The organism is Pseudomonas sivasensis, assembly GCF_013778505.1.
Lineage (GTDB): Bacteria > Pseudomonadota > Gammaproteobacteria > Pseudomonadales > Pseudomonadaceae > Aquipseudomonas > Aquipseudomonas sivasensis.
In genome coordinates this window covers 1-21,841 of record NZ_JAAOWU010000002.1, presented here as the reverse complement: position 1 = coordinate 21,841, position 21,841 = coordinate 1, and the positions used below count along the sequence as shown (strand labels likewise).

General features: G+C 58.9%; 23 protein-coding genes. 14 read left to right on the top strand and 9 right to left on the bottom strand.

Annotated elements, in window-relative coordinates; translation table 11 throughout:
* The first annotated feature begins 201 nt into the window (after positions 1-201).
* From G9Q84_RS03645 to G9Q84_RS03600, 10 genes are all read left to right on the top strand, one after another.
* The gene (locus G9Q84_RS03645; protein ID WP_032883844.1) at positions 202-1,449 is read left to right on the top strand and encodes an ABC transporter permease; all 1,248 of its coding nucleotides are present in this window, start codon (positions 202-204) and stop codon (positions 1,447-1,449) included.
* 12 nt (positions 1,450-1,461) lie between these two features.
* A complete protein-coding gene (locus tag G9Q84_RS03640; RefSeq protein ID WP_181642904.1) occupies positions 1,462-2,286 on the top strand; it encodes an ABC transporter permease in 825 nt (274 codons plus the stop codon).
* A 140-nt stretch (positions 2,287-2,426) separates the two neighbouring features.
* Complete coding sequence (locus tag G9Q84_RS03635; protein ID WP_032883843.1) at positions 2,427-3,575, top strand: iron-containing alcohol dehydrogenase; 1,149 nt, start codon at positions 2,427-2,429, stop codon at positions 3,573-3,575.
* 84 nt (positions 3,576-3,659) lie between these two features.
* The gene (rpe, locus tag G9Q84_RS03630) at positions 3,660-4,334 is read left to right on the top strand and encodes a ribulose-phosphate 3-epimerase (protein WP_032883842.1); all 675 of its coding nucleotides are present in this window, start codon (positions 3,660-3,662) and stop codon (positions 4,332-4,334) included.
* Positions 4,331-5,149, top strand: coding sequence for a phosphoglycolate phosphatase (locus tag G9Q84_RS03625; RefSeq protein ID WP_032883841.1), 819 nt, complete (start codon positions 4,331-4,333; stop codon positions 5,147-5,149). The genes rpe and G9Q84_RS03625 overlap by 4 nt, the downstream gene beginning before the upstream one ends.
* A 70-nt stretch (positions 5,150-5,219) precedes the next feature.
* Positions 5,220-6,701 carry an anthranilate synthase component I gene (gene trpE, locus G9Q84_RS03620; protein ID WP_179179817.1) on the top strand — a complete coding sequence of 494 codons (1,482 nt, stop codon included), beginning with the start codon at positions 5,220-5,222 and terminating at the stop codon, positions 6,699-6,701.
* Between the two features lie 9 nt (positions 6,702-6,710).
* Complete coding sequence (locus G9Q84_RS03615; RefSeq protein WP_122307627.1) at positions 6,711-7,304, top strand: aminodeoxychorismate/anthranilate synthase component II; 594 nt, start codon at positions 6,711-6,713, stop codon at positions 7,302-7,304.
* 9 nt (positions 7,305-7,313) lie between these two features.
* Positions 7,314-8,363: an anthranilate phosphoribosyltransferase gene (gene trpD / locus G9Q84_RS03610; RefSeq protein WP_032883837.1), complete on the top strand. Its 1,050-nt coding sequence runs from the start codon at positions 7,314-7,316 to the stop codon at positions 8,361-8,363.
* Positions 8,360-9,196 carry an indole-3-glycerol phosphate synthase TrpC gene (gene trpC / locus G9Q84_RS03605; RefSeq protein WP_095185035.1) on the top strand — a complete coding sequence of 279 codons (837 nt, stop codon included), beginning with the start codon at positions 8,360-8,362 and terminating at the stop codon, positions 9,194-9,196. Before trpD ends, trpC begins: the two co-directional genes overlap by 4 nt.
* Before the next feature lie 161 nt (positions 9,197-9,357).
* Positions 9,358-10,053, top strand: coding sequence for a lipoate--protein ligase family protein (locus G9Q84_RS03600; RefSeq protein WP_032883833.1), 696 nt, complete (start codon positions 9,358-9,360; stop codon positions 10,051-10,053).
* Here G9Q84_RS03600 and crp read toward each other — a convergent pair.
* Entirely contained in the window at positions 10,050-10,694 is a 645-nt protein-coding gene (crp, locus tag G9Q84_RS03595; RefSeq protein ID WP_032883832.1) for a cAMP-activated global transcriptional regulator CRP, read from the bottom strand. The genes G9Q84_RS03600 and crp overlap by 4 nt on opposite strands.
* Positions 10,695-10,939: 245 nt before the next feature.
* Between crp and G9Q84_RS03590 the strand changes: the two genes are divergently transcribed.
* Positions 10,940-11,362, top strand: coding sequence for an OsmC family protein (locus G9Q84_RS03590; RefSeq protein WP_003176451.1), 423 nt, complete (start codon positions 10,940-10,942; stop codon positions 11,360-11,362).
* Between the two features lie 62 nt (positions 11,363-11,424).
* On the opposite strand, the gene coq7 is transcribed toward G9Q84_RS03590, so the two are convergent.
* From coq7 to hemJ, 6 genes are all read right to left on the bottom strand, one after another.
* Positions 11,425-12,072, bottom strand: coding sequence for a 2-polyprenyl-3-methyl-6-methoxy-1,4-benzoquinone monooxygenase (coq7, locus tag G9Q84_RS03585; protein ID WP_122681328.1), 648 nt, complete (start codon positions 12,070-12,072; stop codon positions 11,425-11,427).
* A gap of 138 nt (positions 12,073-12,210) precedes the next feature.
* Positions 12,211-12,549 carry a histidine triad nucleotide-binding protein gene (locus G9Q84_RS03580; RefSeq protein WP_032883829.1) on the bottom strand — a complete coding sequence of 113 codons (339 nt, stop codon included), beginning with the start codon at positions 12,547-12,549 and terminating at the stop codon, positions 12,211-12,213.
* A gap of 47 nt (positions 12,550-12,596) precedes the next feature.
* A complete protein-coding gene (locus G9Q84_RS03575) occupies positions 12,597-13,385 on the bottom strand; it encodes an SDR family NAD(P)-dependent oxidoreductase (RefSeq protein WP_181642903.1) in 789 nt (262 codons plus the stop codon).
* A 60-nt stretch (positions 13,386-13,445) separates the two neighbouring features.
* Positions 13,446-14,411: a DUF805 domain-containing protein gene (locus G9Q84_RS03570; RefSeq protein WP_032883827.1), complete on the bottom strand. Its 966-nt coding sequence runs from the start codon at positions 14,409-14,411 to the stop codon at positions 13,446-13,448.
* A gap of 68 nt (positions 14,412-14,479) precedes the next feature.
* On the bottom strand, positions 14,480-15,442 hold the full coding sequence (locus G9Q84_RS03565) for an NAD(P)H-dependent flavin oxidoreductase (RefSeq protein ID WP_099600893.1): 963 nt from the start codon (positions 15,440-15,442) through the stop codon (positions 14,480-14,482).
* Between the two features lie 24 nt (positions 15,443-15,466).
* Positions 15,467-15,895, bottom strand: coding sequence for a protoporphyrinogen oxidase HemJ (hemJ, locus tag G9Q84_RS03560; RefSeq protein WP_032883825.1), 429 nt, complete (start codon positions 15,893-15,895; stop codon positions 15,467-15,469).
* A 134-nt stretch (positions 15,896-16,029) separates the two neighbouring features.
* Between hemJ and argC the strand changes: the two genes are divergently transcribed.
* On the top strand, positions 16,030-17,064 hold the full coding sequence (argC, locus tag G9Q84_RS03555; RefSeq protein WP_010206935.1) for an N-acetyl-gamma-glutamyl-phosphate reductase: 1,035 nt from the start codon (positions 16,030-16,032) through the stop codon (positions 17,062-17,064).
* 165 nt (positions 17,065-17,229) lie between these two features.
* Positions 17,230-17,580: an iron-sulfur cluster insertion protein ErpA gene (gene erpA, locus G9Q84_RS03550; RefSeq protein ID WP_003176443.1), complete on the top strand. Its 351-nt coding sequence runs from the start codon at positions 17,230-17,232 to the stop codon at positions 17,578-17,580.
* Between the two features lie 69 nt (positions 17,581-17,649).
* Here erpA and G9Q84_RS03545 read toward each other — a convergent pair whose 3' ends face one another.
* Both G9Q84_RS03545 and G9Q84_RS03540 read right to left on the bottom strand, forming a co-directional pair.
* The gene (locus tag G9Q84_RS03545; RefSeq protein ID WP_122754300.1) at positions 17,650-18,741 is read right to left on the bottom strand and encodes an anhydro-N-acetylmuramic acid kinase; all 1,092 of its coding nucleotides are present in this window, start codon (positions 18,739-18,741) and stop codon (positions 17,650-17,652) included.
* 3 nt (positions 18,742-18,744) lie between these two features.
* Positions 18,745-20,163 carry a peptidoglycan DD-metalloendopeptidase family protein gene (locus G9Q84_RS03540; protein WP_181642902.1) on the bottom strand — a complete coding sequence of 473 codons (1,419 nt, stop codon included), beginning with the start codon at positions 20,161-20,163 and terminating at the stop codon, positions 18,745-18,747.
* Positions 20,164-20,371: 208 nt separating this feature from the next.
* Between G9Q84_RS03540 and tyrS the strand changes: the two genes are divergently transcribed.
* Complete coding sequence (gene tyrS, locus G9Q84_RS03535; RefSeq protein ID WP_017739632.1) at positions 20,372-21,571, top strand: tyrosine--tRNA ligase; 1,200 nt, start codon at positions 20,372-20,374, stop codon at positions 21,569-21,571.
* The last annotated feature ends 270 nt before the right edge of the window (positions 21,572-21,841 follow it).

Below are 21,841 nucleotides of genomic sequence, written 5' to 3'. Positions count from 1 at the left end.
TTCAATGGGCTTTTGTGGTGAGCGGGCCTGCCCCGCGCTGGACTGCGAAGCAGTCCCAAACCAGGCGCCGTGTTCTGTCTGAAAGAACGCGGTGACTGTCAGAGGGGCCGCTTCGCCACCCTGCGCGGGGCATGCCCGCTCAACACAGCGTCTGAGCCCAGGCACAGGTTTGTCGTCACTTTCAGATTTTCGGAGTTAGCCATGGCCATCGCCGTTCCCTCGAACGAGGTCAACAGCCCCACCCTCAAGCAGCGTCTGGCGCGTGCCGAGCGGGTCAATCGCTGGAAGGCCCAGGCCTTGATTGCACCGCTGGTGCTGTTTTTGCTGCTGGTGTTTCTGGTGCCGATCGTCGCGCTTTTGTTCAAGAGCGTCGGTAATCCGGAAGTGGTGGGCGGCCTGCCGCGTACCGTGGTGGCGGTGACTGCCTGGGACGGCCGTGGTCTGCCGGGTGAACCGGTGTATCAGGCTCTCAGTGAAGACCTGGGCGAGGCGCGCAAAAACCAGACCCTGGGCGATCTGTCTAAACGCTTGAACATGGAGCTGGCCGGCTATCGTAGCCTGCTGACCAAAACCGCGCGGGCGCTGCCGTTCACCGAAGCGCCTGCCTCCTATAAAGAAGCGCTGGAAACCCTCGACGAACGCTGGGGCGACCCGGCGTACTGGCAAGCGATCCGGCGTAATACCAGCAGCCTGACACCGTTCTACCTGCTGGCGGCCGTCGATCACCGCATCGACGACCTCGGCGAAGTGGCCCCGGCAACCCCGGATCAGGCGATCTATCTGGATATCTTTGCCCGTACCTTCTGGATGGGCCTGGTGATCACCGTGATCTGCCTGTTGTTGGCCTATCCCCTGGCGTATCTGCTGGCCAACCTGCCGGCGCGTAAAAGCAACCTGCTGATGATTCTCGTGCTGCTGCCGTTCTGGACCTCGATCCTGGTGCGAGTTGCAGCGTGGATCGTGCTGTTGCAATCCGGCGGTCTGATCAACAGTGCGCTGATGGGCATGGGGCTGATCGATAAGCCCCTGGAGTTGGTGTTCAACCGCACCGGGGTCTACATCTCCATGGTGCACATCCTGCTGCCGTTCATGATTCTGCCGATCTACAGCGTGATGAAAGGCATCTCGCCGACCTACATGCGTGCGGCGATTTCCCTGGGCTGCCACCCGTTCGCCAGTTTTTGGCGCGTGTACTTCCCGCAGACCTACGCCGGCGTTGGCGCTGGTTGCCTGTTGGTGTTCATCCTGGCGATTGGTTACTACATCACCCCGGCACTGTTGGGCAGCCCGAACGACCAGATGGTCAGCTACTTCGTGGCCTTCTACACCAACACCAGCATCAACTGGGGCATGGCGACGGCGTTGGGCGGCTTACTGCTGCTGGCGACCGTGGTGCTGTACCTGATCTACAACCGTTTGGTCGGCGCCAGCCGCCTGCGCCTGAGCTGAGGAGACCTTGCGATGCTGAGCCCTTATATGTCGCCCGTTGAGCGGGTTTGGTTCTACAGCTTGCGGATCCTCTGCGGCTTGATTCTGCTGTTCCTGATCTTGCCCGTGCTGGTGATCATCCCGCTGTCGTTCAACAGCGGCAGTTTTCTGGTGTACCCGTTGCAGGGCTTCTCGCTGCACTGGTACCAGGACTTCTTCGCTTCGGCCGAATGGATGCGAGCGCTTAAGAACAGCATCATCGTCGCCCCGGCGGCCACCGTGCTGGCCATGGTGTTTGGTACGCTGGCGGCGATTGGCCTGACCCGTGGCAATTTCCCCGGCAAAGCACTGGTCATGGCGCTGGTGATTTCGCCGATGGTGGTACCGGTGGTGATCATCGGCGTGGCCAGCTACCTGTTTTTTGCGCCGCTGGGTTTGGGTAACAGCTTTTTCTCGCTGATCGTGGTGCACGCGGTGTTGGGTGTCCCTTTTGTGATCATCACGGTGTCGGCGACGTTTCAGGGTTTTAACCACAATCTGGTGCGTGCAGCGGCCAGCCTGGGGGCTTCGCCACTGACTGCGTTTCGTCGGGTGACCCTGCCGTTGATTGCGCCGGGGGTGATCTCCGGGGCGCTGTTTGCGTTCGCGACCTCGTTCGACGAGGTGGTGGTGACGCTGTTTCTCGCCGGCCCCGAGCAAGCGACCCTGCCACGGCAGATGTTCAGCGGTATCCGCGAAAACCTCAGCCCCACTATTGCGGCGGCGGCGACGTTGCTGATTGCCTTCTCGGTGTTGCTGTTGCTGACCCTGGAATGGCTGCGCGGCCGTAGCGAGAAACTGCGTACTGCCCAAGTCTAAAGCCCAGCACAGAACCCATGTGGGAGGGGGCAAGCCTCCTCCCACATGGGTTCTGTGACCATTCAGCTGCTGAATGAAAGACAACCTGTTTCGGTCAGCTACTCTTGTGCCAGCCCATCGACTAATAAGAGGCCGCGCACATGAGTACTTCCTCATTCAAGATCGCCCACAAATTGCTGACCGGCGCTGGCGCCATCGAACAACTGGCCTTTGAACTCACGCGCCTGGATGTGGATAACCCGCTGATCGTGACCGACGCCGTGCTGGTCAAATCCGGCACCGTGGCGCTGGCGCTTGAACACCTGGGTGAACGCCCCTACGAAATTTTTGATCGCGTGCTGCCCGACCCGGAAATCGCCATCGTCGAAGACTGCATGCAGGCTTATCGCGACGGCGGGCACGACGGCCTGATTGGGCTGGGCGGCGGCAGTGCCATCGACATCGCTAAAAGTGTGGCCGCCTACGCCGGTTACCATGGCGCCCTGGCCGACTTGTTTGGTGTCGACCAGGTACCGCGCAAGGGCCCGCCGCTGATCGCCATCCCGACTACGGCCGGCACCGGCTCGGAGGTGACCAATGTGGCGATCCTCTCCGACAAGGCCGCACAGCTGAAAAAAGGCATCGTCAGCGACTACCTTTTGCCGGATGTGGCGCTGATCAGCCCGCAAATGACCCTGACCTGCCCACGCAGTGTCACCGCCGCCAGTGGTGTAGATGCACTGGTGCATGCCATTGAGTCCTACCTGTCGCTGAATGCCTCGCCGATCACGGACGCCTTGGCCATCGGCGCAATCAAGCTGATCGCCAAGGCGCTGCCCAAAGCCTACGCCAACCCCGCCAACCTCCAGGCCCGCGACGACATGGCCACCGCCAGCCTGATGGCCGGCATGGCGTTCGGGAATGCCGGGGTGGGTGCGGTGCACGCGTTGGCTTATCCACTGGGCGGGCGTTTCAATATCGCCCATGGCGTGAGTAACGCGCTGTTACTGCCCTATGTGATGCACTGGAACAAGCTGGCGTGTGTCGAGCGGATGCAGGACATTGCTCAGGCCATGGGCGTGAATATCACGGGGTTAAGTGCCAATGACGCGGCCGACCAGGCGGTCGAGGCGATGACGCGACTCTGCGCCGCAGTGGAGATCCCGGAAGGGCTTCACAGTTTCGGGATTCCCGAAGGCGCAATTCCCACTATGGCTGCCGAAGCGGCAGGTATCGAACGGTTGATGCGTAACAACCCGCGCAAGCTCAGCGTGGCGGATATCGAGAAAATCTACCGGGCCGCTTATTAGCCATTGAGCCAGGTCACGGTGCGCGCAGCAAAGCATGAGGTATACAATGCGCGCCATCGTGATTTAGCTCAAAAAAGGTGCGTCATGCAGCCCTTCGTCATTGCTCCATCGATTCTCTCCGCCGATTTTGCCCGCCTGGGTGAGGAAGTGGACAACGTGTTGGCCGCCGGTGCCGACTTCGTGCACTTCGATGTCATGGACAACCACTACGTGCCCAACCTGACCATCGGTCCGATGGTCTGCGCAGCGTTGCGCAAATACGGCGTTACCGCGCCGATCGATGCGCACCTGATGGTGAGCCCGGTAGACCGCATCATCGGCGACTTCATCGAAGCCGGTGCAACCTACATCACCTTCCACCCGGAAGCCTCGCTGCACGTCGACCGTACCTTGCAACTGATCCGCGAAGGCGGCTGCAAGGCGGGCCTGGTGTTCAACCCGGCTACCCCGCTGGACGTGCTCAAGTACGTGATGGACAAGGTCGACATGGTGTTGCTGATGAGCGTCAACCCAGGTTTCGGCGGGCAGAAGTTCATCCCCGGCACCCTCGACAAGCTGCGCGAAGCCCGCGCGCTGATCGATGCGTCCGGTCGTGATATCCGCCTGGAAATCGACGGTGGGGTCAACGTCAACAATATCCGTGAAATCGCAGCGGCTGGCGCCGATACGTTCGTGGCCGGTTCGGCGATCTTCAACGCGCCGAACTACCAGGAAGTCATCGACAAGATGCGTGCCGAACTGGCGCTGGCACGTCCATGAGCGGCTTTGAGCAGCTGTTTCCCGGCAAACTGCCACGGTTGGTGATGTTCGATCTGGACGGTACGCTGATCGACTCGGTGCCAGACCTGGCGGCGGCGGTGGACCAAATGCTGCTCAAGCTGGGACGCAAGCCGGCGGGGATCGAGTCTGTACGCGAATGGGTTGGCAATGGCGTGCAGATGCTGGTGCGCCGGGCCCTGGCTAACCATATCGACGCTGAAGGCGTCGATGACGTGGAAGCCGAGCATGCGCTGGAGTTATTCAATGTTGCTTATGAGGACGGCCACGAACTGACCGTGGTTTACCCCGGCGTGCGCGACACCCTCAAATGGCTGCACAAACAGGGCGTGGAAATGGCCCTGATCACCAACAAGCCGGAGCGCTTCGTAGCGCCGCTGTTGGACCAGATGAAAATCGGCCGGTATTTCCGCTGGATCATCGGTGGCGATACCTTGCCACAGAAGAAACCCGACCCGGCGGCGCTGTTTTTCGTGATGAAAATGGCCAATATCCCGGCGTCCCAGTCGCTGTTTGTCGGCGACTCGCGCAGTGATGTGCAGGCGGCAAAAGCCGCGGGTGTTCAGTGTGTAGCCCTAAGCTACGGTTATAACCATGGCCGGCCGATTGCCGAAGAGTCGCCGGCGCTGGTCATTGATGACCTGCGACTGCTAATCCCCGGTTGCTTGGGAGCGGGCGCTGAGATAACGTTGCCCGACATCGATAAGTCCCCTTCTGGAAATTCCATCGTGGTGGTCACTCGCAAACTCTGGATGAAAGTCATCAAGGCCCTGGCCCGCTGGCGTTGGCGCGCCTGACTGATCCTGGCCGCGCCCTGCGGCACGTTTGCATACCTGACTGTTAGACCCTCACGCCACGAGGCACATCATGATCCGCGAAGAATTCCTGCGTTTGGCCGCTGCCGGCTATAACCGTATCCCCCTGGCCTGCGAAACCCTGGCCGACTTCGACACGCCACTGTCGATCTACCTGAAACTGGCCGACGAGCCCAACTCCTATCTGCTGGAGTCGGTACAGGGCGGCGAGAAGTGGGGCCGTTACTCGATCATCGGCCTGCCATGCCGCACGGTGCTGCGGGTACACGACCATCATGTGAGCATTACCCATGATGGCGTCGAGATCGAAAGCCATGACGTTGAAGACCCGCTTGCCTTCGTCGAAGCCTTCAAGGCGCGCTACAACGTGCCGACCATTGCGGGTCTGCCGCGTTTTAACGGCGGGCTGGTGGGTTACTTCGGCTACGACTGCGTGCGTTACGTGGAAAAACGCCTGGGCAAATGCCCGAACCCGGACCCGCTGGGCGTGCCGGATATTCTGCTGATGGTGTCTGACGCGGTGGTGGTTTTCGACAACCTCGCCGGCAAGATGCACGCGATTGTGCTCGCTGACCCATCCCAAGCTGACGCCTTCGAACAGGGCCTGGCCAGCCTGGAAGCCCTTCTGGAAAAACTGCGGCAGCCGATCACCCCGCGTCGCGGCCTGGACCTCAGCCGTCCGCCGGCGGCTGATCCGGTGTTCCGCTCCAGCTTTACCCAGGATGACTATGAGCGCGCGGTCGATACCATCAAGGAATACATCCTCGCCGGTGACTGCATGCAGGTGGTGCCGTCGCAACGCATGTCCATCGACTTCAAGGCTGCGCCCATTGACCTGTACCGGGCGCTGCGCTGCTTCAACCCGACGCCGTACATGTACTTCTTCAACTTTGGCGACTTCCACGTAGTGGGCAGCTCGCCGGAAGTGCTGGTGCGTGTCGAGGATAACCTGATCACCGTGCGCCCGATCGCCGGCACTCGTCCGCGTGGCGCGACTGAAGAAGCGGATCTGGCGCTGGAAGAAGACCTGCTCAGCGACGATAAGGAAATCGCCGAGCACTTGATGCTGATCGACCTGGGCCGTAACGACACCGGGCGCGTTTCGGAAATTGGCTCGGTGAAGCTGACCGAGAAGATGGTCATCGAGCGTTATTCCAACGTGATGCACATCGTGTCCAACGTCACCGGTGAACTGAAAGCCGGGTTGACGGCAATGGACGCACTGCGGGCGATTCTGCCGGCGGGCACGTTGTCGGGCGCGCCGAAGATTCGCGCGATGGAAATCATCGACGAGTTGGAACCGGTCAAGCGTGGTGTCTACGGCGGCGCCGTGGGGTATTTCGCCTGGAACGGCAACATGGACACCGCTATTGCGATCCGCACGGCAGTGATCAAGGACGGGGAGCTGCATGTGCAGGCCGGTGGCGGGATCGTCGCCGACTCGGTACCGGCCCTCGAATGGGAAGAAACCCTGAACAAGCGCCGCGCGATGTTCCGCGCTGTTGCGCTGGCTGAACAGACCCCCAATTCCTGAGGTTTCCCCATGTTGCTGATGATTGATAACTACGATTCCTTTACCTACAACGTTGTGCAGTACCTGGGCGAACTCGGTGCCGAGGTCAAGGTGGTGCGCAACGACGAGCTGACCGTGGCCGAGATCGCCGCGCTGAATCCCGAGCGCATCGTGGTTTCGCCGGGCCCGTGCACGCCGACCGAGGCGGGTATTTCTCTCGAAGCCATCAAGTACTTCGCCGGCAAGCTGCCAATCCTGGGTGTATGCCTGGGCCACCAATCCATTGGCCAGGCCTTTGGTGGTGACGTGGTGCGTGCGCGCCAAGTGATGCACGGCAAGACCAGTCCGGTGTTCCATAAGGACCTGGGTGTATTCCAGGCACTCAACAACCCGGTGACTGTGACCCGCTACCACTCGCTGGTGGTCAAGCGCGAAACCTTGCCGGAATGCCTGGAACTGACCGCCTGGACCCAACTGGAAGACGGCACCGTCGACGAGATCATGGGCCTGCGTCACAAGACATTGAATATCGAAGGGGTGCAATTTCACCCTGAATCGATCCTGACCGAGCAGGGCTACGAGCTGTTCGCCAACTTTCTCAAGCAGAGCGGCGGCACGCGCTAAGGACTTTCCATGGATATCAAGACTGCCCTGAGCCGTATCGTCGGCCATCTGGACCTGAGCACCGCTGAAATGAGCGATGTGATGCGCGAGATCATGACCGGCCAATGCACTGACGCGCAGATCGGCGCGTTCATGATGGCAATGCGCATGAAGAGCGAGAGTATCGACGAGATCGTCGGCGCGGTTTCGGTGATGCGTGAGTTGGCCGACAAGGTCGAGCTTAAAACCCTCGACGGTGTGGTCGATGTGGTTGGCACCGGCGGCGACGGTGCAAATATTTTCAACGTGTCGACGGCTTCATCCTTTGTGGTCGCGGCGGCGGGCTGCACCGTGGCCAAGCATGGTAACCGTGCGGTGTCCGGTAAGAGCGGCAGTGCCGATCTGCTGGAAGCGGCCGGTATCTACTTGAACCTGACACCGGTACAAGTGGCGCGCTGCATCGACAACGTCGGCATCGGCTTTATGTTTGCCCAGTCCCATCATGGTGCAATGAAGCACGCCGCCGGTCCGCGCAAAGACCTTGGCCTGCGTACGCTGTTCAACATGCTCGGCCCGCTTACGAATCCGGCCGGTGTAAAGCACCAGGTGGTGGGCGTATTCAGTCAGGCGTTGTGCAAACCGTTGGCTGAAGTGCTGCAACGGCTGGGCAGCAAGCATGTGCTGGTGGTGCATTCCAAAGATGGCCTGGATGAATTCAGCCTGGCCGCGCCGACCTTTGTGGCGGAGCTGAAGAATGATCAGATCACCGAGTATTGGGTCGAGCCAGAAGACCTGGGCATGAAGAGCCAGAGCCTGCATGGCTTGGCGGTAGAAAGCCCGGCTGCGTCCCTGGAGTTGATTCGCGATGCCCTAGGGCGGCGTAAGACTGAGAACGGTCAAAAAGCTGCGGAAATGATTGTTCTGAATGCTGGCGCGGCACTTTACGCCGCCGACCATGCCTATAGTCTTAAGGAAGGTGTCGAATTGGCCCACGATGCGCTGCACACCGGTCTGGCTCGTGAAAAGCTCGAGGAGCTGGGAGCATTCACCGCTGTATTCAAGATGGAGAATGAAGGATGAGTGTTCCGACCGTTCTGGAAAAGATCCTGGCCCGCAAGGCTGAAGAAGTCGCCGAACGCCGTGCCCGTGTGAGCCTGGCCGAGCTGGAAGCCCAAGCGAAAGCCGCTGACGCACCGCGTGGATTTGCCAATGCACTGATCGCCCAGGCCAAGCTCAAGCATCCGGCAGTGATCGCGGAGATCAAGAAGGCTTCGCCGAGCAAGGGTGTGATCCGCGAGCACTTTGTGCCAGCGGAAATCGCGGTCAGCTACGAAAAGGGCGGGGCGACATGCCTGTCCGTATTGACTGATATCGATTATTTCCAGGGTTCCGACCTGTTCCTGCAGCAGGCCCGTGCGGCGTGCAAGTTACCGGTGATCCGCAAGGATTTCATGGTCGACCCGTACCAGATCGTCGAAGCCCGTGCCTTGGGCGCCGACTGCGTTCTGCTGATCGTCTCCGCTCTGGATGACGTGAAGATGGCCGAGTTGGCGGCCGTGGCCAAAAGCGTCGGCTTGGACGTGCTGGTGGAAGTGCACGACGGCGATGAGCTGGAGCGCGCACTTAAAACCCTCGACACACCGCTGGTGGGGGTCAACAACCGTAACCTGCACACCTTTGAAGTCAGCCTGGAAAACACTCTCGACCTGCTGCCGCGTATTCCACGCGACCGGCTGGTGATCACTGAGAGCGGCATTGTTAACCGCGCCGACGTGGAGCTGATGGAAATCAGCAATGTGTACTCGTTCCTGGTGGGCGAGACCTTCATGCGCGCCGAGAACCCGGGGGCGGAACTGCAGCGTCTGTTCTTCCCGGAGCGTGGCGTGGCGGTCAGCGGTTCAACTCTCGATTGATTTGACCCACGATCAATATTTGAAATGCAGTCAAATGTGGGAGGGGGCTTGCTCCCGATAGCGGAGTGTCAGTTGACTTGTTCATCAACTGACAGAATGCCATCGGGAGCAAGCCCCCTTCCACATTGGGTCCTGTGGTTATGCCGATAGGTAGGTGTTAGATGACTCAGCCAGTAAAGATGACCGTCGAAGCAGGCCTTGCCGCCGAGCAAGCCTTGTTGGCTGCCGTTTGTGCTGGTGACCAGGAGTTCGGCCTGCTGTTCTGGCAACCCAGTGATCAAGCCTTGGTGATGCCGCGTCGTCTGAGTCGGTTGCCGGCATTCGAAGCCGCCAGCCAAGTCTCGGCCGATTACGGTTGGCCGGTGTTGCTGCGTGAGACCGGTGGCGAACCGGTGCCGCAGTCCAGCGCTACGGTCAATATCGCCCTGGTCTACGCTCCGCCGCGCAGTGAAGGCGATCAAGGCCGCATCGAAACCGGTTACCAGCGCCTATGCCAGCCGATCTGCGATTTACTCATCGAGTTGGGCGGCGATGCCTCCGTCGGGGAAATCGAAGGTGCATTCTGCGACGGTCGTTACAACGTCAACCTGAACGGGCGCAAAATGGTCGGCACGGCTCAGCGCTGGCGGCAAAGCGGTGGCCGCCCGGTAGGGTTGGTGCACGGTGCGTTGTTGCTGGATAACGATCGCGAAGAACTGATCGCGGCGGTCAATCGCTTCAACGAAGCCTGCGGTCTGGAGCAACGGGTTCGTGCCGACAGCCATATCGCCTTGCACGAAGCTTTCCCCGCGCCGGATGCCATCAGCCGATTGGATACCTTGTACCGTCAGATGCTGGCCAGCTTCCTGCCGGGTTAGCGAGTACCGAACACCACCATTGTCTTGCCTTTGACGTGGACCAGGTTGCGCTCTTCCAGGTCCTTGAGCACGCGGCCGACCATCTCTCGTGAACAGCCGACAATTCGCCCGATTTCCTGACGGGTGATCTTGATTTGCATGCCGTCGGGATGAGTCATTGCATCGGGCTGTTTGCACAGCTCCAGCAGGCAACGGGCCACGCGACCGGTAACGTCGAAGAATGCCAAGTCGCCGACCTTGCGCGTGGTGTCACGCAGGCGCTGGGCGATCTGACCGCTGAGTGCGTAGAGAATGTCGGGATCGTGTTGAGCCAGCTCGCGAAATTTGGTGTAACTGATCTCGGCCACTTCGCACTCGACCTTGGCCCGCACCCAGGCGCTACGCTCCTGTTCCTTGCCGGCTTGCTCAAACAGCCCCAGTTCCCCGAAGAAATCCCCCGTGTTCAGGTAGGCGATGATCATCTCGCGGCCGTCTTCATCCTCGATCAGAATGGTGACTGAGCCCTTGATAATGAAGAACAACGTTTCGGAGCGCTCGCCGGCGCAGATGATGTTGTGCTTGGCCGGGTAACGTCGGCGCTGGCAATGCATCAGCAGCTTGTCGAGATTCTTGATCTTGGGTATGGGCGTCAGAGCAACCATGGTTGTATCCCGAAAGGCAGCGCGAGGTGGTTGGAATTGTTGTACTCGGCGGTATCGGCATTGATACACGCTTTATAAAGGGTGGCAATGCGCCACTCATTTGGCGTCAGCTTAACAGACACATTCTGACTCGATTAGCCAATTTACCGAGCAAGCCCCGTTATTGATCACATAGATGGGAAACGCTGTCGCGCTCAGGCCCTGTGCTAAGCTGGCGACCCTTTTTTAGCAGTGGAGTCTGGGCGATGAAGGCACGCATCCAATGGGCGGGCGAAGCCATGTTCCTCGGTGAGTCGGGCAGTGGCCATGTAGTGGTCATGGATGGCCCGCCTGAAGCCGGTGGCCGCAACCTGGGCGTACGTCCGATGGAAATGCTCCTGCTGGGCGTGGGCGGTTGCAGCAATTTCGACGTGGTCAGCATCCTGAAAAAATCCCGACAGGCCGTGGAAAGCTGTGAAGCCTTCCTGGAAGCCGAGCGCGCCACTGAAGATCCCAAGGTGTTCACTAAGATCCATATGCACTTCGTGGTGAAGGGCCGAGGGCTGAAGGAGGCTCAGGTCAAGCGCGCCATCGAGCTGTCGGCAGAGAAGTACTGCTCGGCGTCGATCATGCTCGGTGCGGCCGGCGTGGCCATTACCCATGACTACGAGATTATCGAGTTGGGTTAATCGTCGATTGGCAAAAGAAAAGGGCGCTTTGAAAGCGCCCTTTTTTTCGGCTGCAGGTTTGCTCAGACGCGGTAGGTGCTTTTGGTCATGACCTTGGCAAGTAGGCTCATGCCGAAACGCACTGGCGCCGGGAAGCGGAAGCCGCCTGCATCCAGTGCGCTTTCAGCGTGGTGTTCTTCATCGATACGCATCTGCTCAAGAATGGCCCGGGATTTTTCGTCTTCGGCCGGCAATTGTTCCAGGTGTTCATCCAAGTGCTTGCACACTTGATGTTCAGTCGCGGCGACAAAACCGAGGCTGACCTTGTCACTGATCAAGCCGGCAGCAGCGCCAATGCCGAACGACAAACCGTAAAACAGTGGATTCAGCACGCTGGGATGGCTACCCAGTTGACGGATGCGTTGCTCGCACCAGGCCAGGTGGTCGATTTCTTCCTCGGCCGCGTGCTCCATGGCGGCGCGTACCTGCGGCAGCTTGGCAGTCAGTGCCTGGCCTTGGTAAAGCGCCTGGGCACAGACTTCGCCGGTATGGTTGATGCGCATCAGGCCGGCGACATGACGAGTGTCGGTCTCGCTCATCTGCGCGTCAGGTTGCAGGATGGCGGGCGACGGACGGTACGGTTGGCCACTGAAGGGCAGGAGTGTGCGCATGGCCGTGTCGGCTTGCAGCAATAGGCGATCAATCGGCGAGTAGTGACGTTGGGTAGTCATGCTGACCTCCGGGAAGAATCTCGGCGGCCAGTTTACCGCAAGAGATGGGCAAGCGTTTGCCCTGAGTCAATTTGCCTTTGTGGCGAGGGAGCTTGCTGCCGTCCGGCTGCGTCGCAGTCGCAAACTCCCCAATAATCCTCAGCCCGGTGGCCAGTTCATCTGGCGCTGACCCAGCACGTGCATATGGATGTGATAGACAGTCTGTCCGCCATCCTCATTGCAGTTCATTACTACGCGAAACCCTTTCTCGCAGCCTTGTTCCACGGCGAGGCGCTGGGCGGTAAACAGAATGTGCCCGGCCAGGGATTTGTCATCTTCCGTGAGGTCATTGAGGGTGCGGATAGGCTTCTTCGGGATCACCAGAAAATGCACTGGTGCCTGCGGGGCAATATCGTGAAAAGCGAGGACTTGATCATCTTCGTAGATGATCTTCGCGGGTATTTCTCTGTTGATGATCTTGGTGAACAGAGTATCCACAGCTGTTTCTCCATTATGAGCGTGCAGGGGTGAGTGTACCCACGCGGTCAGCGTGGGCAATAGGCCTTGTTGATGGCACCGGCTATTTTGCGCGTCAGCCAGCGCGGGCTTAGACGTGGGCTGAAGGCCAGCCAGCGATTACGGCGGCCGGGGATGATGATGGCTTTGTTCTTTTCCAATGCGCGTACGGTGTAGAGCGCGACCTCTTCCGGGCTCATCAGTTGTTCGCTGCGATCAAGCTTGGCGGTGTCCATTTGCGCGGTACCGAAGAACGCGGTGCGTGTCGGGCCAGGGCAAAGGACCGATACCTTGATGCCGCAGGTCTTCAGTTCTTCGCGCAAACCCTCGGAGAAATGCAGCACATAGGCCTTGCTGGCGTAGTAACTGCTCATCCACGGACCGGGTTGAAACGCGGCAATCGACGCAACGTTAAGAATTTGTCCGCCGCCCTGCAGCGCCATGGTATTGCCCAGGGCGTGACACATGCGGGTGAGGGCGAGGATGTTGACTTCAATAAGGTCTTGCTCGGTCATCCAGTCCTGGGCCAGGAATGGTCCGCTTGTGCCGATGCCGGCGCAGTTGACCAGCAAATCAATCTGCCGCTCGCCTTCTTCAAGCTCCAACAGGAATCCGGACAAGCGCAGCGGCTCGCCCAGGTCGCAGGCACGAAACAGCACCTCGACGCCGAAGCGCTGAGTCAATTCGAGTGCAATGCTTTCCAACTGATCACGCTGGCGGGCCACCAGAATCAAGCTGCGGCCGCGACGGGCCAGGGCTTCTGCCAAGGCGAGGCCAATGCCGCTGGAGGCACCGGTGATCAGAGCGTAACGGGTCATGCCTTTCTCCATCGCAACGCCCCCATCAATGATGGAGGCATCACGGATGGGGGCGTTTCTTTACTGTTCTTCTGCAGAGTCTACAGGTTCGGCCGCTTCGTCAGCACTTTGGGCGTCTTCTTCATCAACGATGACGCTTTGATCGGCGTCTTCATCGGAGGTGATGGAGCTGCTTTCGTAGCTGCTGTCGACGTTGGATTCGAGTTGGTCCAGGTAGCCGTTCATGCCCAGCGACACGACGAGGATGAGCATCAGAGGAATGAATGCCAGCCACAGAGAGGCCAGAACCTTTACCGCAGTGGAGTTACGCGGTGGCGGTGCGCCGTATTGGTTGGCACCCGAGTTACCTGGCACTACCAGCAGCAACAGCGGGAAAATGCTGTTTACCAGCGGCACGAGGTTCAGCAGGTACAGCCAGCCAGACCAGCCCAGGTCGTGCAAGCGCTGGACCCCGATTTGCACACTCACGACTACAACCGCAACGAACAGCGCTAAACCGAGCAGCGAGCCAACAATGATGGCTATCGTCGGTGACGCGGTCGCGATGGCGAAGCCTACAGTACTAAGGATGCCTGCTGCGACGAGCATTGCGACGGTCAGTACCAGCGTCCATGCCAAATACCGCAGACGGCCAATACGGCCATTGATCGTGAAGATCTTGAGATCGGCGTATTCAGGGTGGCTGTCACCCACGGCAGCACGCGGAGGCGCGTACGGTGAAGCGGCTGGGCGAGAGAAGTCTGTTGCACCAGAGCTCGTCTCGTGTGTTTCGGCAAGGCTGAAGGCTACGGGCTGTTCGGCCTCGATGCGCGCGTCGACGCCAGCGTTCTTCAGAGCGGTGAGGTAGGTTTCGGCGTCGGGGCGTGACAGGTCGCGTTTTAGTGCAACCGGGCGACCGGTGAAGAGTTTCTCGATGTCCTCGACGGTGCTTTTGAACAGCTCAGCCAGGTTCAGCTTGGCCGTGGTGCTTTCGACACCCGGGAGCAAGGCTCCATCAAAAACAATCTTGAAGCGGTTGTCGCTCATGCGGGCTTCCTTGTCACTTATTCAGGTGGGGGTGCGGGCCTGCTCAATTGGCAGGCCTGTCGGTTGGGTCAGCGTGGCCAGCGCAATTGTGCGGCCTGCTCGCGCGCCTTGCGGTATTCGGCATCGAGGCGGGCAACGAGTTCATCGACGCTGGGCAAATCATTAATCTCACCGACGCCTTGGCCGGCGGACCATACGGTCTTCCATGCTTTGGCTTCGTCGCTCAGCGGTTTGAGCTTGGAACCGAAGTTCACTTCGCCTTTGCCTTGCAGGGCGGCGAGGTCGAACCCGGCATTTTCCAGGCTTTGGCGCATAAAGCTAGCGGGAACGCCGGAGACTGCGGGAGTGTGCACGATGTCGGCGGCGCGCGATGTGAGCAGCATCTCTTTATAGGCATCTGGGGCGTGGCTTTCGGCGGTACCGATGAAGCGCGTGCCGAAATATGCCAGGTCTGCGCCCAGTAACTGGGCGGCGAGGATTTCGTGTCCATGATTGAGGCACCCGGCCAGCAGCAGGGTTTTGTCGAAGAACTGTCGAATCTCGGCAATCAGCGAGAACGGGCTCCAGGTGCCGGCATGGCCACCGGCACCGGCAGCCACAGCAATCAGGCCATCTACACCGGCTTCAGCGGCTTTTTCGGCATGGCGCCGGGTGGTGACATCGTGGAACACCAGCCCGCCGTAGCTGTGCACGGCATCTACCAACTCCTTCACCGCGCCCAAACTGGTGATCACGATCGGCACCTTGTGCTCAACGCAGATCGCCAGATCCGCCTCCAGGCGAGGGTTACTGTTGTGCACGATAAGGTTGACGGCGTACGGCGCTGGATTGTCCAACTGCGCAAGGCCCGCTTCGATTTCCTCCAGCCAGGCTTTGAAGCCACTGCTCTCGCGCTGGTTGAGCGCAGGAAAGCTCCCGACCACGCCATTGCGGCAGCAGGCCAGGACCAGTTGTGGATTGGAAATCAGGAACATCGGCGCAGCCACCACGGGCAGGCGCAGACGTTGTTCAAGCAGAGCGGGCAGCGACATTGGAGGTACCCCGAGTAATTGAAGTTAGAACGGTTTGACTACGACCAAAATTACGATAGCCAGCAATATCAGAACCGGGACTTCATTGAACCAGCGATAAAAGACATGGCTGCGGGTGTTTTCGCCACGGGCGAAACGTTTTACCTGTGCGCCACACATGTGGTGATAGCCGATCAACAGTACAACGAGGGTCAGCTTGGCGTGGATCCAGCCGCCGGACTGAAAGATGCCGGGGTTGAGGGCAATCAGCCAGATGCCGAATGCCAGGGAGGCAATCATCGCCGGGCCCATGATGCCGCGGTACAACTTGCGCTCCATGATGCTGAAGCGCTCCTTGCTGACGGTGTCCTCGCTTTGGGCGTGGTAGACGAACAGGCGCGGCAGGTAGAACAGCCCGGCAAACCAGCAGACGATGCTGATGATGTGGAAGGCTTTGACCCATAGATAAAGCATTTTTAGTTATTCCCAGGTTCACGGTAGCGAAGATAGTAGTGGCTCATGCGCCCATACGTCACGTTGACGGTTGTCGCAGGGCGATACGGCCCCTATTATCGACGGCTTTCCAGTGGTTCGTTGAGGGCAGGTTTATGGTCAAGGTCGGTATCGTCGGCGGCACGGGTTACACCGGTGTCGAATTGCTGCGTCTGTTGGCTCAGCATCCGCAAGCTGAGGTGGTGGTCATCACCTCTCGATCCGAGGCAGGCCTGGCTGTGGCCGATATGTACCCGAACCTGCGAGGCCACTACGACGGCTTGGCGTTCAGTGTTCCGGACATCAAGACCCTTGGCGCCTGCGACGTGGTGTTCTTCGCCACGCCACATGGTGTTGCCCATGCGCTGGCCGGTGAGTTGCTGGCAGCTGGCACCAAGGTCATTGACCTGTCGGCAGACTTCCGGCTGCAGGACGCCGATGAATGGGCCAAGTGGTACGGTCAGCCACACGGCGCGCCGGAGTTGTTGGAAGAGGCGGTGTACGGCCTGCCTGAAGTCAATCGTGAGCAAATCAAGCAGGCGCGCCTGATCGCGGTGCCGGGTTGCTACCCAACCGCTACGCAGTTGGGCTTTCTGCCGTTGCTTGAAGCTGGGTTGGCGGATGCGTCGCGCTTGATTGCAGACTGCAAGTCTGGCGTCAGCGGTGCAGGCCGTGGTGCCGCGGTAGGGTCGCTGTACTCCGAGACTTCGGAAAGCATGAAGGCCTATGCGGTAAAAGGGCATCGCCACCTGCCGGAAATCCGCCAGGGCCTGCGCCGTGCTGCCGGTAAGGATGTGGGCTTGACCTTTGTGCCACACCTGACGCCAATGATCCGTGGTATCCACTCCACGCTATACGCAACCGTGGTCGATCGTTCGGTAGACCTGCAGGCGTTGTTTGAAAAGCGCTACGCGAATGAGCCGTTCGTCGACGTAATGCCGGCGGGCAGCCACCCGGAAACCCGTAGCGTGCGTGGCGCCAACGTGTGCCGGATTGCTGTGCACCGTCCGCAGGACGGCGACCTGGTGGTCGTGCTGTCGGTGATCGATAACCTGGTCAAGGGCGCGTCGGGCCAGGCTGTGCAGAACATGAACATCCTATTCGGCTTGGATGAGAAGTTGGGCTTGTCCCATGCCGGCATGCTGCCTTAAGGCGGTTTGTTGATTGCGCAAAAGGCCCGTTGATCGGGCCTTTTGTGTTTCTAATGGCGGCGATGCAGATTGATATACCGTAACAATAGTTGACCGATTTTCTAGGAGAAGCGGATAATGCCCGCCATTACGCATATGGCGGCTCTACGCCGGGAGATTATCAGCATGAGCGTTGAATCCTTCACCCCCACGGCTTTGCAATTCACTCACGGTGCTGCGCACAAGGTGAAGAGCCTGGTCGATGAAGAGGGTAATGATCGCTTGAAGCTGCGCGTATTCGTTACGGGCGGCGGTTGTTCAGGGTTTCAGTACGGCTTTACCTTCGATGAAGATGTGGCTGACGATGACACTATCGTTGAGCGCGAGGGCGTGAGCCTGGTTGTAGACCCGATGAGTTTCCAGTACTTGGCGGGCGCCGAGGTGGATTATCAGGAAGGTCTGGAGGGTTCGCGTTTCGTGATCAAGAACCCTAATGCCACCACTACATGTGGTTGCGGGTCTTCGTTCTCGATCTGATCGAGAGTGGATACAAAAACGCCGCTTGGCTTTCATGGGCCACGCGGCGTTTTGCTGTCTGCGGATTAGTCAGGCGGGGTAGATTGCGCCCAGTAACCGCAGTCCGCGCGCGCCAGTGACGCTGGGGCGGTTGGCGGCAATGCCTTCCAGGCAGCAATGGGCCAGCCAGGCGAAGGCCATGGCTTCGACCCAGTCGGGGTCTACGCCGTGAGTGGCTGTGCTGCTGACCTGGGTGGATGGCAGCAGGGCGGCCAGTCGCTTCATCATTGCGGTGTTATGGGCGCCGCCGCCACAGATCAACAGCGTTTCTGTCTGCGATTGTGCGGTTTGCAGGGACTCAACGATGGTCAGGGCGGTCAGTTCCAGCAAGCTGGCCTGCACGTTCTGGGGTTCGAAGGCTGGCAGGCGGCTAAGGTGCTGTTGCAACCATCCCAGGTTGAACACTTCTCGGCCGGTGCTTTTTGGGCCTTTTGTCAGGAAAAACGGGTCGCCGAGCAGAGCGTTGAGCAACTGAGGTTCTACTTTGCCGCTGGCTGCCCACTGGCCGTCGCGATCAAAGTGTTCGCCGCGTTGTAGATGAATCCAGGCATCCAACAGGACATTGCCCGGGCCGCAGTCGAAGCCGGCTACAGGTTTGCCGGTCTCAATCAGGCTGAGGTTGCTGAAACCGCCTATATTCAACACCGCACGGTTGCCGGTGCTTTCGCCAAACAATGCTTCATGAAACGCAGGGACGAGCGGTGCACCCTGGCCGCCGGCGGCTACATCGCGGCTGCGAAAGTCGCTGACCACGGTGATGCCCGTCAGCTCAGTGAGCAAGGCCGGGTTTCCGATCTGCACCGTAAAACCTCGGGCGGGTTCGTGGCGGATAGTCTGACCATGGCTGCCGATCGCGCGGATATCTTGAGGCTTGAGGTTTTGCTGGTCGAGCAGTGTGTGAATGCCTTGAGCGGCGAGGGTAACCCAATGCTGCTGGGCGATCGCTGAACGGGCAATCTCATCCGGGCCGCTAGCGCACAGGCTTAGCAGCTCTGCGCGCAGGGTGTCCGGCATCGGAGTGTAGTGGGTGGCGATCAGATTGACCGCTGCACCTTGTTCGATCAGGGCGATATCCAGGCCGTCGAGGCTGGTTCCGGACATCACACCTATATAGAGCGGCATGACTTAACGCTTCGCCGAAGCCAGAAGGGTGGAACGCTCCTGGTCCATACGTGCCATCAGGGGCTGGCTTTGTTGCATGAAGCGCGCGCGCTCTGCTTTGGCGATTGGGTCGGCCATCGGCAGTTTCTGGCCCAGTGGATCAACGTGTACGCCATTGACCTGGAACTCGTAGTGCAAATGCGGTCCGGTGGAGAGGCCGGTAGTGCCGATATAGCCGATCACCTGACCTTGCTTCACATTACCGCCCGTCTTCACGCCCTTTGCGAAGCCTTGCATGTGGCCATACAAGGTTCGGTAGGTGTTGCCGTGCTGAATGATCACCGTGTTGCCGTAACCGCCGCGACGGCCGGCCAGCAGGACCTTGCCGTCTCCCGCTGCCTTGATAGGCGTACCACGAGGAGCTGCGTAGTCGACGCCCTTGTGTGCGCGGATTTTGTTCAGGATTGGATGCTTGCGCCCCATGGAGAAACGCGAGCTGATGCGAGCGAAGTCCACTGGGGTGCGGATGAACGCTTTGCGCATGCTATTGCCATCAGCCGTGTAGTAGCTGCTATTGCCTTGCTTGTTGGTGTAGCGCACAGCGGTGTAGGTCTTACCGCGGTTGGTGAAGCGTGCAGAGAGAATATTGCCAGTGCCGACCACTTTGCCGTTGGCGACCTTCTGCTCGTAGATCACGTCGAATTCGTCACCTTGGCGGATGTCTTGGGCGAAGTCGATGTCGTAGCCAAATACGCTGGCCATGTCCATGGTCATGCTATGCGACAACCCCGCGCGCGCAGCGGATTGCGACAGCGAGCTGTTGATCACGCCGTGAACGTAGGCGGAGCGCATCACTGGTTTGGTGGTGATGCGATTGAACGCGAAACCTTTAGCGCCCTTAGTCAGGGAGATGCTTTCGAGGTCGCTGACGTTGCTGTGCAGGTTGTTCAACTGGCCGTCAGGCGTCAATTCGAACTCAAGCTTCTGGCCGTGTTTCAGTTGGGTGAACTGCTTGGCTTGTTTGTCGCTGGCCAGCACGTCGTTAACGGTGGCGGCAGGAAGACCAACCTTCTCGAAAAGGGTAGAAAGCGTATCGCCTTTTGCGACGATCACTTCGCGGTGCTGAGGATTCTTAGCTGCGTCTGCGACTGGCTTTTGCAGTTCCTTTGCCGCTTGCTGGGTATCTTCGGGCGTGTTTTCTATCTGGGCAAACGGCGATTCAGATGGGGCATTTGTGGCTTGTTGAGCGTCGGCAGCGTCTTGATCTTGTGTCAGTTGTTCAACTGGACTCTCCAAGTCGAGGCTCAGGGATGTTCGTTTGGCTTCTACGTCACTGGAAGGGAATACCAGGAGTGCCAGGCTAAGAAGGGCGGCGATACCACTTGCGGCGAGCAGGTGGGTCTTCGGGTAAAGCGGCGGCGCTTTAGACGGTTCAGTGGTCATAGGTAATTTGACTTTGAAGATGAAATGGAAAAGATGAATGACATGATGAAGATGAAATAACTGTATAAAATATAACCAAATCATCTGTGGCGCAAGCTCGCGAATGCTGGGCTTGCTGAACGGTGTCCGTGCGCAGGGCAAAACTTGTAATTAGTCCCTGATCTTGTATGGTTGGTTCCCTTTTGAATCTGAGCCTTGCGGATCTGTTATGAAGTCGGTTGAAGAGCAGCTAGCGCTGATAAAACGTGGTGCGGAAGAACTGTTGGTTGAGGCCGAGCTGATCGAAAAGCTCAAGCGTGGCCAACCCCTGCGTATTAAGGCTGGTTTCGATCCGACAGCGCCGGACCTGCACCTGGGTCACACCGTGCTTATTAATAAGCTACGTCAGTTCCAGGAGCTGGGGCATCAGGTCATCTTCCTTATAGGTGACTTCACTGGGATGATCGGCGACCCGAGTGGCAAAAGCGCTACGCGCCCGCCGCTGACCCGCGAGCAGGTTCTCGACAACGCCGAGACCTACAAGACCCAAGTATTCAAGATTCTTGATCCGGCTAAGACCGAGGTGGCGTTCAACTCCACCTGGATGGATCAGATGGGGCCGGCCGACTTTATTCGTCTGACATCTCAGTACACCGTTGCGCGAATGCTTGAGCGCGACGACTTCGATAAGCGCTACTCCACCAATCAGCCGATCGCTATTCATGAGTTCCTGTATCCGCTAGTCCAGGGTTATGACTCGGTGGCGCTGCGTGCCGATGTGGAGCTGGGTGGTACCGACCAGAAGTTCAACCTGCTGATGGGGCGTGAGCTTCAGCGTGCGTATGGGCAAGAGGCTCAGTGCATTCTGACCATGCCATTGCTGGAAGGGTTGGATGGCGTCAAGAAGATGTCCAAGTCTCTGGGTAACTATGTAGGTATCCAAGAGGCGCCAGGCGTGATGTACGGCAAGCTGGTTTCCATTCCTGATGCGCTTATGTGGCGTTACTTTGAGCTGTTGAGCTTCCGCTCGATGGACGAGATCAATGCGTTGCGCGCTGACGTCGAGGCTGGCGCCAATCCGCGTGATGTGAAAATCAAGCTGGCAGAAGAGATTGTTGCTCGGTTCCATGGTGAAGAGGCAGCGGCCAGTGCTCACCGCGCGGCGGGCAACCGCATGAAAGATGGCGAGTTGCCGGATGATCTTCCTGAGGTTGAGCTGACTGCTGCTGAGGCGATGCCGATTGCGGCCGTTCTTAATAAGGCGGGCTTGGTGAAAAACTCCGCCGTGGCTCGTGACCTTCTGGGTTCGGGTGGTGTGCGTATAGATGGTGAGGTGGTAGATCGCACCTTTATATATGAGCTCGGAGCGACCCACGTTTGTCAGGCGGGGAAGAAGGCCTTTGCACGCATTACGCTCAAATCTGAATAAGGCTGAAATTAAGTGTTGACGGCGAATTATATCTGTCTATAATTCGCCCCACTTCCGGTGCAGTCGAAACGGAAAACTCCTTGTTAAACAATGAGTTACGCGGTTTTCGGCAGTAAGTTGCTTCAGTTCATCGAAGCCAAAAGGAAGTTGAAAAAGAGGTGTTGACAGCAGCGTGTAACGCTGTAGAATTCGCCTCCCGCTGATGAGAGATCAGAAGCGCAAGTGGTTGAAGTTGTTGAAGAAATCTTCGAAAGCTTCTGAAAATAATCA